Source organism: Streptosporangium sp. NPDC001681 (genome assembly GCF_040298085.1).
GTDB lineage: Bacteria > Actinomycetota > Actinomycetes > Streptosporangiales > Streptosporangiaceae > Streptosporangium.
The window spans coordinates 1-12,705 of record NZ_JBEOZN010000202.1; the positions used below are offsets into that span (position 1 = coordinate 1).

Annotated in this window: 13 protein-coding genes; 10 read left to right on the top strand and 3 right to left on the bottom strand. The window is 68.4% G+C overall.

Annotated elements, in window-relative coordinates; translation table 11 throughout:
- Window positions 1-273 precede the first annotated feature (273 nt).
- From aroA to ABT130_RS45030, 8 genes are all read left to right on the top strand, one after another.
- On the top strand, window positions 274-1,551 hold the full coding sequence (gene aroA / locus ABT130_RS44995) for a 3-phosphoshikimate 1-carboxyvinyltransferase (protein WP_350914250.1): 1,278 nt from the start codon (window positions 274-276) through the stop codon (window positions 1,549-1,551).
- Window positions 1,552-1,634: 83 nt separating this feature from the next.
- On the top strand, window positions 1,635-2,687 hold the full coding sequence (gene rsgA, locus ABT130_RS45000; RefSeq protein WP_350966123.1) for a ribosome small subunit-dependent GTPase A: 1,053 nt from the start codon (window positions 1,635-1,637) through the stop codon (window positions 2,685-2,687).
- A 433-nt stretch (window positions 2,688-3,120) separates the two neighbouring features.
- Window positions 3,121-3,924 (top strand): histidinol-phosphatase, encoded by an 804-nt coding sequence (hisN, locus tag ABT130_RS45005; RefSeq protein WP_350914248.1) that lies wholly within the window; start codon window positions 3,121-3,123, stop codon window positions 3,922-3,924.
- A 400-nt stretch (window positions 3,925-4,324) separates the two neighbouring features.
- Window positions 4,325-5,323 carry a PstS family phosphate ABC transporter substrate-binding protein gene (locus ABT130_RS45010; protein WP_350966117.1) on the top strand — a complete coding sequence of 333 codons (999 nt, stop codon included), beginning with the start codon at window positions 4,325-4,327 and terminating at the stop codon, window positions 5,321-5,323.
- Window positions 5,323-6,264, top strand: coding sequence for a phosphate ABC transporter permease subunit PstC (pstC, locus tag ABT130_RS45015; RefSeq protein ID WP_350914244.1), 942 nt, complete (start codon window positions 5,323-5,325; stop codon window positions 6,262-6,264). Before ABT130_RS45010 ends, pstC begins: the two co-directional genes overlap by 1 nt.
- Complete coding sequence (gene pstA, locus ABT130_RS45020) at window positions 6,264-7,154, top strand: phosphate ABC transporter permease PstA (protein ID WP_350966118.1); 891 nt, start codon at window positions 6,264-6,266, stop codon at window positions 7,152-7,154. Before pstC ends, pstA begins: the two co-directional genes overlap by 1 nt.
- Before the next feature lie 29 nt (window positions 7,155-7,183).
- Entirely contained in the window at window positions 7,184-8,011 is an 828-nt protein-coding gene (pstB, locus tag ABT130_RS45025) for a phosphate ABC transporter ATP-binding protein PstB (RefSeq protein ID WP_386324170.1), read from the top strand.
- A gap of 82 nt (window positions 8,012-8,093) precedes the next feature.
- Window positions 8,094-8,750, top strand: a complete 657-nt coding sequence (locus tag ABT130_RS45030; protein ID WP_350914241.1) for a response regulator transcription factor — start codon at window positions 8,094-8,096, stop codon at window positions 8,748-8,750.
- Between the two features lie 14 nt (window positions 8,751-8,764).
- On the opposite strand, the gene ABT130_RS45035 is transcribed toward ABT130_RS45030, so the two are convergent.
- Window positions 8,765-9,793, bottom strand: a complete 1,029-nt coding sequence (locus ABT130_RS45035) for a serine hydrolase (RefSeq protein ID WP_350966119.1) — start codon at window positions 9,791-9,793, stop codon at window positions 8,765-8,767.
- 128 nt (window positions 9,794-9,921) lie between these two features.
- Window positions 9,922-10,815 carry a phenylalanine 4-monooxygenase gene (locus ABT130_RS45040; RefSeq protein ID WP_350966120.1) on the bottom strand — a complete coding sequence of 298 codons (894 nt, stop codon included), beginning with the start codon at window positions 10,813-10,815 and terminating at the stop codon, window positions 9,922-9,924.
- Window positions 10,816-10,946: 131 nt separating this feature from the next.
- On the opposite strand from ABT130_RS45040, the gene ABT130_RS45045 reads away from it, so the two are divergent.
- Window positions 10,947-11,414, top strand: coding sequence for an Lrp/AsnC family transcriptional regulator (locus ABT130_RS45045; RefSeq protein WP_350914235.1), 468 nt, complete (start codon window positions 10,947-10,949; stop codon window positions 11,412-11,414).
- A 24-nt stretch (window positions 11,415-11,438) separates the two neighbouring features.
- On the opposite strand, the gene ABT130_RS45050 is transcribed toward ABT130_RS45045, so the two are convergent.
- Window positions 11,439-12,032: a TetR/AcrR family transcriptional regulator gene (locus ABT130_RS45050; protein ID WP_350966121.1), complete on the bottom strand. Its 594-nt coding sequence runs from the start codon at window positions 12,030-12,032 to the stop codon at window positions 11,439-11,441.
- Window positions 12,033-12,150: 118 nt separating this feature from the next.
- Between ABT130_RS45050 and ABT130_RS45055 the strand changes: the two genes are divergently transcribed.
- Window positions 12,151-12,588, top strand: a complete 438-nt coding sequence (locus tag ABT130_RS45055) for a nuclear transport factor 2 family protein (RefSeq protein WP_350966122.1) — start codon at window positions 12,151-12,153, stop codon at window positions 12,586-12,588.
- Window positions 12,589-12,705 lie beyond the last annotated feature (117 nt).

Here is a 12,705-nt window from a genome sequence, read left to right on the forward strand (position 1 = left end):
ACTCCCCGTGAGGCCGCGCCGGGGACTGGACTGAGGAGAGCGGGCCGTGAGGCCGCGCCGGGGACTGGACTGAGGAGAGGGAGGTTGCGAGGAACGAGCGACCTTCCTCGACGAGGGAAGGAGCCGGGTAAGAGCGGCCGAACCGCGACGCGCCAGCGTCGCCAACAACCCGCGAGGAACGAGCGGCCCCGGTCGACGAGGGAAGGAGCCGGATCCCAGCGTCGCAGTTCACACAGCGTCGCCGACAACTCGCCTCCCGGTAGGCTTTTGGCCATGTCCGCTCCGCTGTGGCCCGCGCCGACCGCGACCGAACCCGTCCGCGCGACCGTTCCCCTGCCCGGATCGAAGTCCGTGACCAACCGCGCACTGCTGCTCGCCGCACTGGCCGAGGGACCCGGCACGGTACGGCTGGCGCTGCGCAGCCGCGACGCCGATCTGATGGCGGACGCGCTGCGGGCACTGGGCGCGACGATGACCCCCTCCAACGAGAGCGCCTCGAGCGTCGACTGGGCGATCACGCCCGGCCCCGTCGTCAGCGGCGCCCACATCGACGTAGGGCTGGCGGGCACGGTCATGCGCTTCGTGCCGCCCATGGCGGCACTGGCCAGGGGCGAGGTGTTCTTCGACGGCGACCCGCACGCGCGTAAGCGCCCGATGGGCCCGATCCTGCGCGCGCTGCGCGCCCTCGGCGCCGAGGTGACCGGCGACGCGCTGCCTTTCACCATCAGGGGACCGCTGACCGGCGGCGAGGTCAGGCTCGACGCGTCGGGCTCCTCACAGTTCCTCTCCGGCCTGCTGCTGACCGCCGCGCGCTTCGAGAAGGGCGTGACGGTACGCCACGACGGCCCGCCGATCCCCTCGCAGCCGCACATCCAGATGACCGTTCAGATGCTGCGCGAGTTCGGCGTCGTGGTGGACGACTCCGAGCCGGACGTCTGGCGGGTCGAGCCCGGCCCCATCGGGGCGAGGGACTTCACCGTTGAGCCCGACCTGTCCAATGCGGCGCCGTTCCTGTCCGCCGCCATGGTGACAGGCGGCACGGTCACCATTCCCGACTGGCCCGTGCGGACGACCCAGCCGGGTGACCAGTTGCGCACGCTGCTGGCCGACATGGGCGCCTCGGTGGAGCACACACCCGAGGGGCTGGCGGTCACCGGTACCGGACGGATCACCGGAATCGAGGCGGACCTGCGCGACGTGGCCGAACTGACCCCGACGATCGCCGCGCTGGCCGCTCTCGCCGACTCCCCCAGCAGAATCAGCGGTGTCGCCCACATCCGCGGGCACGAGACCGACCGGCTGGCCGCTCTGGTCGCGGAGATCAACGGTCTCGGCGGCGACGCGAACGAGACCGAGGACGGCCTGGAGATCCGGCCCCGACCGCTCACCGGCGGCGTGTTCCACTCCTACGCCGACCACCGGATGGCCACCGCCGGAGCGGTCATCGGGCTGGCCGTGCCCGGCGTCGAGGTGGAGGACATCGCCACCACGGGTAAGACCCTTCCCGAGTTCGCCTCGATGTGGGCGGACATGCTGCGCGGCGCGCGGTGAGGGGCGACCGGCCGGCAGGCCCAGGAGGCGCCCGGTAGTCGCGGCCCTTCGCGGGGCGCACCGGGCCGGACAAGGCGGAGAAACTGAGAAAGCGCGAGTACGACGAGGACGACGTCAGGGTCAGGCCGGGAAAGGGATCCCGGCCCCGGACCCGGATCCGTCCTGCCCATGAGAACGCGGTCCCGGCGTTCGTGGTCGCCGTCGACCGCGGACGCTACACGTGCCTGGTCGAGTCGGAGGGCGAGCGGGGACGCCGCCGCAAGCGGGACCAGGCGGAGGGCGCCGCGATGAGCGGCCGGGTCGTGGTCGCGATGAAGGCCCGCGAGCTGGGCCGCAAGGGAATCGTGGTCGGCGACCGGGTGGCCCTGGTGGGCGACGTCTCCGGGATGACCGACACGCTGGCCCGCGTCGTGCGGGTGGAGCCCCGTGCCTCCATGCTCCGCCGCTCCGCGGACGACACCGACAACACCGACGGCATCGAGCGCCCCGTGGTCGCCAACGCCGACCAACTCGTCATCGTGACGGCCCTGGCCGACCCGCCGCCCCGGCCCCGCATGATCGATCGGATGCTGGTCGCGGCCTTCGACGCCGACATCGAGCCACTGCTCTGCCTCACCAAGTCCGATCTCGCCTCGCCCGACGAGTTGGTCTCGCTGTACGCCCCCCTCGGCGTGCCGTACGTGGTGGTCGCCAAGGGCGGCGACCTGGTGGAGGTGCGAGAGCGCCTCAAGAGCCGGATCAGCGTGCTCGTCGGCCATTCCGGGGTGGGTAAGTCAACCCTGGTCAACGCCCTGGTGCCGGACGCCAACCGGGCCGTCTCACACGTGAACGCGGTGACCGGCCGGGGCCGTCACACCTCCACCTCCGCCGTCGCCCTCGAACTGCCGGAGAGTGGCTGGATCATCGACACCCCCGGGGTGCGCAGCTTCGGTCTGGCCCATGTCTCGGTGGAGACGGTCCTGGCGGGCTTCCCCGACCTGATCGAGGGCACCGTCCATTGTCCGAAGGGCTGCAACCACCTCTCAGCGGAGTGCGCCCTGGACGCCTGGGTAGCCGCCGGCCACGCCGACCCGGCCCGCCTGACCTCCCTACGCCGCCTCCTCGCCAGCCGCGAAGGCACCCCCGACGACGACTAACCCCCAAGGAACACCACAGGGACGTGCCCCACGCTCCCCCCTTGAGGGACTCCCCGTGAGGCCGCGCCCGCGGCTGGATTAAGAAGCACCTCGTGGACGTGCCCCACGCTCCCCCTTGAGGGACTACCCGTGAGGCCGCGCCCGCGGCTGGATTAAGAAGCACCTCGTGGACGTGCCCCACGCTCCCCCTTGAGGGACTACCCGTGAGGCCGCGCCGGCGACTGGACTGAGGAGAGGGAGGTTGCGAGGAACGAGCGACCTCCCTCGACGAGGGAAGGAGCCGGATAAGAGCGGCCGAACCGCGACGCGTTAGCGTCGCCAGAGGCAGGCCCGAACCGCGACGCGTTAGCGTCGCCATAGGCAGGCGACACGATTCTCCCTCTTGCGCCCCACTCTCCTCAATTCGGTCACCAACGCGATAGCGTTGGCATCCGTGACGGGTTACAACGACGATCTTCGCCTCGCGCACGTCATGGCCGACGCGGCCGACGATCTGACCATGCGTCGGTTCAAGGCCCTGGACCTGCGGGTGGAGAACAAGCCTGACCTCACACCGGTGAGCGATGCCGACCAGGCGGCAGAGCAGGCGATCCGCGCGACCCTCGGCCGGGCCCGGCCTCGCGACACCATCATCGGCGAGGAGTTCGGCAAGAGCGGCTACGGCGAACGCTCGTGGATCATCGACCCGATCGACGGCACCAAGAACTACGTACGCGGAGTGCCCGTCTGGGCCACGCTCATCGCCCTGGTGGACCAGGGCCGCGTCGTCGTGGGCCTGGTCTCGGCCCCCGCGCTCGGCCGCCGCTGGTGGGCCGCCCGCGACGGCGGCGCCTGGACCGGCAAGAGCCTCACCAAGGCCACGCGCTGCCAGGTCTCCTCCGTCGCCTACCTGGAGGACGCGTCGTTCTCCTACTCCAGCCTCGGTGGCTGGGAGGAGGCCGGGAAGCTCGACGCCTTCCTCGACCTGAACCGTTCCGTCTGGCGCAGCCGCGCCTACGGTGACTTCTGGTCACACATGATGGTCGCCGAGGGCGCGGTCGACGTGTCGGCGGAGCCCGAACTCTCCCCCTGGGACATCGCGGCACTGACCGTGATCGTCGAGGAGGCGGGCGGCATCTGGACCGACCTGTCGGGTGTCCCCGACATCGACGGCGGCAGCCTGCTGTGCAGCAACGGCCCCCTGCACACCAAGATCCTCGAGCGCCTCGGCAGCGGGCCGCTCACCCTCCCTGTCTAGTCCCCCTTCCAGGCGCCGTACGGCCGTCCGCTCTTCCGCACACGCCCGGGTACCCGCCATGCCCGTTGGCCCACTCCGGGCCATGTCCGTTCACCTTCCCCAGGATGTCGGGAGGGTGAACGGATCGACACACCTGTGACAACCACGGCCGGAGGCGATGGCGAACTGACGGCTCTCCCCTGCCCATGAGGTCATCTTTCCCCCAAAACCCTCTAAAGCGCAGCCCAAAGGCCCTGCGAGGGTGCAAGCCAGGACGAAAATCCTGCCAAAGCCCGGGTATTCACATCCGTGGGTTCACCTCTTCCGGTGCCGGTCACGACTCGTTTCACTTCCGTTCACTTTGCCCCAGTTTCATCGAAGACATCGAGAACGGATCTCACTACGGAGAAGGAACATAACCGTGACCAGTGGACAGCGCCGCCTCAGCGCGGTGGCGACGGCCGCGCTCGTCGTTTCGCTCGCGGCCGCATGCGGTGGCGACGCCAAGCCCAGCAGTGACGGAAGCACCTCGTCCGCCGCCCCCGCCACCGAGGCGAGCGCGGCTCTGAGCGGCGAAGTCAAGATCGACGGTTCCAGCACCGTGGCTCCCCTCACCCAGGCCGCCTCCGAGCTCTTCGGCGAGGAGCAGCCGCAGGTGAAGGTGCCGGTCGGCACCTCGGGCACCGGCGGCGGCTTTGAGAAGTTCTGCGCCGGCGAGACCGACATCTCGAACGCCTCCCGTGCGATCAAGGACGAGGAGAAGGCGGCCTGCGAGGCGAAGGGCATCACGTTCACCGAGCTCACGGTGGCGACCGACGCGCTGACCGTCGTGGTTCCCAAGGAGAACGACTGGGTCACCTGCCTCACCACCGACCAGCTCAAGAAGATCTGGGAGCCGGCGGCCGAGGGCAAGATCAAGACCTGGAAGGACGTCGACGCCAAGTTCCCCGCCGAGGCGCTGAAGCTCTACGGCCCCGGCACCGACTCCGGCACCTTCGACTACTTCACCGCCGAGATCAACGGTGAGGAGGGTGCCAGCCGCAAGGACTACAGCCCGAGCGAGAACGACAACGACATCGTCACCGGTGTCTCGGGCGCCAAGGGTGGTCTGGGCTACTTCGGCTTCACCTACTTCGAGGAGAACGCCGACAAGCTGAAGGCCGTGGAGATCGACTCGGGCAGCGGCTGCGTGGCCCCGAGCGTCGAGGCGGCCCAGGGCGGCAAGTACACCCCGCTCTCCCGCCCGCTGTTCATCTACCCCTCCACCGCCGCGGTGAAGCGGCCCGAGGTCGCGGCCTTCCTCGACTACTACGCGTCCAACATCGACGCGATCGCCAAGGACGCCAAGTTCGTCCCACTGAACGCCGAGCAGGAGGCCAAGCTCAAGGCTGACATCACGTCGCTGAAGAGCGCCGGCTGATGTCGGCACAGCACCGCACGACCGTTCCAGGGACCTCGGGGTCCCTGGCGCGGTCGCGCCCGCGTTACGGCGAGTTCGTGGTCAAGGCCGTTCTCCTGACCGCGGCCATGGTGTCGGTGGCGACCACGATCGGCATCGTCATCGCACTCCTCGAACCGACCGTCGAGTTCTTCGCCACGGTGAGCATCGGCGAGTTCTTCGGGTCCACCGACTGGGGACCGCTGTTCAACCCGCCGGCGTTCGGTGTCTGGCCGCTCATCGTGGCGACCGTGGAAATCACCTTCATCGCCGTCGTGGTCGCCGTGCCGCTCGGCCTGGCCGCGGCGATCTACCTGTCGGAGTACGCCTCCCGCAGGACTCGCAAGATCTTCAAGCCGGTGCTCGAGGTCCTCGCGGGCGTTCCGACGGTGGTCTTCGGCTTCTTCGCCCTCACCTTCGTCACGCCGCTGCTCAGGGACCTCTTCCCCTTCCTGGACCTGGAGGCCAAGAACGCGCTCGCCGCCGGCCTCCTGGTCGGCGTGATGATCATCCCGATCGTCGCGTCGCTGTCCGAGGACTCGATGGCCGCGGTGCCGAACGGCCTGCGCGAGGGCTCGTACGCCCTCGGCGCCTCCAAGATGCTCACCTCGGTGCGCGTCGTCGTCCCCGCCGCGTTCTCCGGCATCGTCGCCGCCATCATCCTGGCGATCTCCCGGGCCGCGGGCGAGACGATGATCGTCGCGATCGCGGGCGGTTTCAAGTCCGTCTTCACGCTCTACCCGGGCAATGAGATGTCCACGATGGCGGCCTTCATCGCCCAGGCCGGCTCCGGCGACGCCTCGGTCGGCTCGATCGCCTACAAGACCATCTTCGCGGTGGGTTCCCTGCTCTTCGTGATCACCTTCGCGATGAACTACCTCAGCGCCCGCATGGTCCAGAAGTATCGCGAGGTCTACGACTGATGGCCATCCTCTCCACCCCGCGTTCGGCCGTGCAACTGGCGAGCAAGGGACGTCCGCTCAGGGAGCACCTCTTCCGCATCGCGCTGCTGGCCAGCCTCGCGATCGCTCTGGCGTTCCTGGCCATGCTGCTCATCTACGTCGTCGAGAAGGGCTGGCCACGGCTCAACCCGATGCTCTGGGAGAACCAGCCCTCGATCCGCCGCCCGGAGACCTCGGGCATCCAGTCGGGCATCCTGGGCACCTTGTGGATCATCGCGCTGACCGCGGTCATGGCCCTGCCCACCGGGATCCTCGCGGCGATCTACCTTGAGGAGTACGCCGACAAGACCAAGTGGTACAACAAGCTGATCGAGCTGAACATCTCCAACCTGGCGGCCGTTCCCTCGATCGTCTACGGCATCCTCGGCCTGGGCATCATCGCCCGCTGGCTGCAGTTCGGCTTCACCGTCATGACCGGCGCGGTCACCATCTCGCTGCTCGTGCTGCCCATCGTGATCATCTCCGCCCGCGAGGCCATCCGCGCGGTGCCGCCGTCGATCCGCGAGGGCTCACTGGCACTGGGCGCCACCCAGTGGCAGACCATCTACCGCCAGGTGCTCCCGGCGTCGATCCCGGGCATCGCGACGGGCTCGATCCTGGCCCTCTCCCGTGCGATCGGCGAGGCGGCCCCGTTCCTGATGCTCGGCGCCGCGACGCTGGTCCGGTTCAACCCCGAGGGTGTCTGGAGCAGTTTCACCGTCCTGCCGTTGCAGATCTACAGCTTCATCAGCCGGCCCCAGGAGGAGTTCAGCGTCCTCGCCTCCGCGGCGATCGTGATCCTGCTGGCGATCCTGCTCCTGATGAACTCGGTCGCCATCTGGCTCCGTAACCGCTACCAGAAGCGCTGGTGAGGTAAGAAATGTCCGAGATTGGAATTTCCGTGCCGAATGTGAACGTGCGCGGCCCCGAAGTCCCCCGCACCATCGAGGCCCTCGACCCGGTCTTCACCGTCTCCAACCTCAGCGTTTTCTATGGTGACTACGAGGCGGTACGCGGGGTCGACCTGACCATCGGCAACCGTGAGATCACGGCCATGATCGGCCCGTCCGGCTGCGGCAAGAGCACGGTGCTCCGCTGCTTCAACCGGATGAACGACCTGATCCCCGGCGCCCGCGCGGTCGGCGAGATCCTGTACCACGACGAGAACCTGTACGGCGACCACGTGGACCCGATCGAGGTCCGCCGCCGGATCGGCATGGTCTTCCAGAAGCCGAACCCCTTCCCCAAGTCGATCTACGACAACATCGCCTACGGTCCCCGGGTCAACGGGATCAAGGGCAACATGGACGAGATCGTCGAGGAGGCGCTGACCAAGGCGGCGCTCTGGGACGAGGTCAAGGACAAGATCAAGCAGAACGCGCTCTCCCTGTCCGGCGGACAGCAGCAGCGACTGTGCATCGCCAGGGCGATCGCGGTGAAGCCCGACGTCATCCTGATGGACGAGCCCTGCTCGGCCCTGGACCCGATCGCGACCACCAAGATCGAAGACCTGATGCAGGAGCTGACGCGCGACTACACGATCGTCATCGTCACCCACAACATGCAGCAGGCCGCCCGTGTCTCCGACCGTACCGCCTTCTTCACCGCCGAGGTCGACGAAGCCGGCGTGCGGCACGGCCGCCTGGTGGAGTTCGACGAGACCAGCCGCATCTTCACCAACCCCAGCGACAAGCGGACCGAGGATTACATCACCGGTCGCTTCGGCTGACCCACATTGGAGGATCCGGGTGCTCCAGCCGCAGACGGCACCAGAAGTGGAAGGGGACAGACGGACGGCACCCATACTGCTGGTGGCCGATCCGGAAGCGGCCATGGTCCATGACCTGTCCGCGGCCCTGGAACGCGAAGGGGTGCGGGTCACGGGTGTCACCGACGGCGCCCAGGCTCTCCTGCAGGCCGGGGCGCTGCGGCCCGACGTCGTTCTCGTCAGCGCCTCGCTGCCGGTCCTGGGGGCTGTGGAGTTCGTCCGCGCGGTACGGCTGACGCGGGCGATCCCCGTCCTGCTGGGCGTGGGCGAGGGACACGCCCAGCAGGCCGTCCAGGCGCTGGCCGCCGGGGCCACCGCGTGCGTGGCCCGCCCCTACCGGGTGCCCGAGCTACTGCCCCTGGTCCACGCCGCGTTCACCGGCGAGTCCGGGGCCCGCAGGGTGCTCGTGGTCGGCAAGGTGGAACTCGACGTCAACGCCTACCAGGTCACGGTCGGCGGCCGGATCATCCACCTGCCGCTGCGCGAGTTCGAGCTGCTGCACTACCTGATGCGTAACGCGCACCGCACCGTGACGCGGGAGCAGATCATGAGGCATGTCTGGAACTCCACGGACACCGCCTCGACCAACACCATCGCGGTACACGTCAAGCGTCTCCGCGCGCGTCTGGGCGACACCGACGACCAGCTGATCCAGACCGTGCGCGGGGTGGGCTACCGGCTGGTCGACAGGACCCCGTAACGGGCACCCGTCGCTCAGTTCGCGTCCGGCTCGCAGCCGTGCTCGCCCCTGAAGGCTTTCATGACCCGCGCGGCCACGCCCTCGACCTTGGCGATGCCGGCACTCATACTCGGACTGTCCTCGGTGAGGACGGCCACCGCGTAGTCGTGCCCGTGCCCGCGGATCAGTCCGGCGCTGACGACCACCCAGCGCCCGTTCGACGCGTGCCGCAGCCAGCCGTTCTTCAGCGACACCTGGTCGTTCTCGCAGGCCCCCGCGCTGATCCCCCACTTCTGGCCGGGGGTCACCCGCTCCATCAGCCCGAGCACCCGCCGGCGTTCCGCGGGAGCCAGCGGACTCCTGCCCGTGGCCAGCGCCCTGACCAGCCGTACCTGGTCCTCGGCCGTGCTCTGCGTGGCGCCCCAGCAGTTCTGGGCCACGCACCGCCCGCCGGGGGTGTAGGTGCGCTTGAGGCCGAGCCTGCGGTTCGCACTGGCCAGTCCGGACTCCAGGCCGATCCGCTCGTACAGCCGGTCGGCCGCTCCGTCGTCGCCGAAACGGATCATGTGCCTCGCGTCGGACCTGGCCTGGTCACCGAGCTCGCGCCACCGTGTGTCGAGCAGCAGTGCCGTCAGGATGCTCACCTTGGAGATGCTGGCCGTCGGCAACTGGAGAGCACGGTGGTAGCGGTAGCGCCGGCCCGTGGTCAGGTCGCGCACCGAGACCGCGGTCCGGCCACCGCCGTACCTGACGAGAAAGCCGTCGAGGGTGTGCGTGAGCTTCCCGGAGAGAATCCTCGGCGAGCCGGCGAGTCCCGTCCGCCCCGGGACCCCGAGCGCCATGGTGCCGGGGAAGGTGGGCGCGGGAACCGCTGCCAGGAACGGCGCCGGAGGAGGGGGCACCGACGCCGGTGCCGCCTGCCGCCAAGGGGGCGCTGTCGGGGGAGACGCCGTCGGGGTGGAGATGCTCACCGGCGTCAGACCCTGGCACGTGCTACAGGCGGTGACCTGCGCGGTGACCAGCAGAACAGCTGCCGCGACCACCCGGTGCCTGGCTCTCATCATCCACCCCAACCGTCTCCCCCATTACGTGACGATCGGGATATATCCCACAACAGGCACTAAGAAGATGATGAAGCGAAATCTAGTCAGAAAAAGGACTTACAGCTTGGAATGTCGCACTGAACCTGCACCTACCCTTGGGAAACCCCGGCGGTTAGCCGGGCGATGCTCTCGTCGTCACAGGTCGCCCAGAACTCACCGACGACGTCTTCGAGGTGCTTCAGCGACTCGGCTCGGAAGAGAACATCCTGATATTTCGTGATGTCGTAGTGCGTGGTGCCCATGACGGCGACGTCCAGCGGCCGGATGTCCATGCCCCGGAACTCTTCGATCTCCCCGTAGGAGGACAGAATGCCCGCCCCGTACGCCCGCAGCTCCCCCTGGTCCATCATGACGCCGAACTCCATCGTGAACCAGAAGACCTTCGAGACGAACTCCAGCGCCTCGGAGCTCTCGACCCTCCGCGCCGCCTCCCCGGCCAGCCGGTAGAGCCGCGAGTAGCGGTCGGAGGCCAGTGCGTTGGCGTGCCCGATCACCTCGTGGATCACGTCGGGCTCCGGCGTGTACAGCGGCGTGGAGTGGTGCCGGATGTACTGCGTGGAGTGGAAGAGCCCATCGGCCAGAACGCCGTAGAAATCTCTGAGCGGCACCAGCCCCGCGGCCGGGATATAGCGGAACCCGGTCAGCGGCTCCAGCAGATCGCCGACCTCCTGCAGCTGCGGGATGCGCTCGGCGGGCAGTCCGAGCCGCTCGGTCGCGGCCAGATACTCGATGGTGGCATATTTGCGGTGCTTCAGGCTGAGTTCTCGGCTGACCAGCGCCCACACCTCGTGCTCCTGGGCGGTGTACTCGGCCGTCGGGATCGGCGTACCCGGCACGTACCCCACAGCGAGGGCCGCGATCGCGTTGCGGCGCGCACGGTAGACCGGATCGGCGAAACCTGGATGACCGGCACCGAGTTGGACCTCGATCGTGCCGTCGTCATGGGTCGCCACCGGCGCGAAGTACTGCGCTTCTTCGAACATGTATGAAATGACAGCAATTTCTGGAAACGTTGACAAGAGCGGCCAGTTTTACTGGGCGATCCGCACAGAACTGTACGGTCATACCGCGCTTACGCTGGTCGAATCGCCCAGTCTGCTGCCATCCTGTTGGGATGTCTATCGACGAGTTGGACGGCCGCCTCCTGGTCACCATGCGCGCCAACCCGCGCATCGGCCTGACCGAGCTGGCCCGCCTGCTCGGCGTGGCCCGGGGCACCGTTCAGGCCCGCGTCGAGAAACTGACCGCCCGCGGCGTCATCGCCGATTTCGGCCCCACGGTCACCCCCGAGGGGGCCGGGTACCCGATCCTGGCGTTCGTCTCGCTACAGATCGCCCAGGGCCGCCTGGGCGAGGCTGTACGGGCGCTGGAGCCCCTTCCCGAGATCCTGGAGGTCTACGGCACCAGCGGCCAGGCCGACCTGCTCTGCCGCGTGGTGGCCCGCAGCACCTCCGACCTCCAGGAGATCATCGCCCGCATTCTGGCCTCACCCGCCGTCCAGCGGACCGACACCACGATCGCCCTCTCCGTCCAGGTCCCCTACCGGATCGAGCCCCTGCTCCGTGCCGCGGCCGACGCCTGACCCCCGGCCGGTTGCCGGCACGGGTCATCGACGGTCCGCGGACGCCCTGAGGCCGTCGAAGACGATGGCGAGCGTACGACGCTGGAGGTCGCGATCCCAGCCCGCGTGGAGCGCTCCCTGGCAGATGCCGGTGAGCAGCGCGATCACCTCGTCGAGCCGGACCTCCTCGCGGACCGTGCCGGCTTCCTGGGAGCGGACCAGGAGCGTCGCGATCCCCTCGCGCAGCATCTGAACCGAGCTCGCCACCTGGAGATCGATCCCCGTCTCGGCGAGAAGCCCTACGACCGTCCTCTTCTGCGCGGCCTGCTCGACCATGCGGGTGACGAAGGTGAACAGCGCCTCGCCGGGTGCGTCGTCGGCCGCGAGAGCGGCCATATCCCGATCCAACCTGCCCAGGAGGTCCTTCATGATGGCCTGCAGGAGCTCCTGCTTGGTCGGAAAGTGCTTGAAGACCGTACCGATGGCCACTCCCGCACGGGCGGCGACCTCCTCGGTCGACGCCGACGGCCCCTTCTCCGCGAAGACCGCCTCCGCCGCGGCGAGAATCCGCTCCCGGTTACGCCGGGCGTCCGCGCGCATCGGCCTGGCACCGCCCGGCGAGGGCTTCGAGGACGTCATCCCGGTCGGCCTTCCCCGACCAGGGACACGAGACACGGCATTGACAAAGTGAGTCTCCACTCATAATCATTAAGATGAGTTTCTACTCATCTTAACTTCCACCAGCAAGGAACCCATCATGCCCGAAACCACAGTCGTTCCCGGCCCCCGCGAGATCTTCGAACGCATGCGGCGGCACTGGCTTGAGAACCTCGGCGGCATCGGGGGTGAGCTGGCCGAGGACGTCGTCATCGAGGTGCCCTTCGCCCCTTCCGGCAGAACCCGGCGGTACGAGGGCCGGGAGGCGTTCCTCCACTTCGCCGGCCCCGAACAGGCCGCCTTCGCCCGGAAATTCCGCCTCGACGAGATCCGCGATGTGGTCATCCACGAAACCACCGACCCCGAGGCCATCGTCGTCGAGTACGAGCTCGCCGGCACCGTCATCGCCACCGGCCACCAAGCCGCCTCCGCCTTCATCGGGATTCTCCGGGTACGGGACGGGAAGATCATTCATTGGCGTGAGTACCAGAACACGCTGGCGATGATCGAGGTGCTCGGGGCCACTGAACGGACCTGAAAACCTCCGGTGGACAGGCCGTGGAAAGCACGAAGGCCCCCACCAAAGGTGAGGGCCCTCATGAAAGATTGTCCGGCGGCGACCTACTCTCCCACACCGTCCCCGGTGCAGTACCAT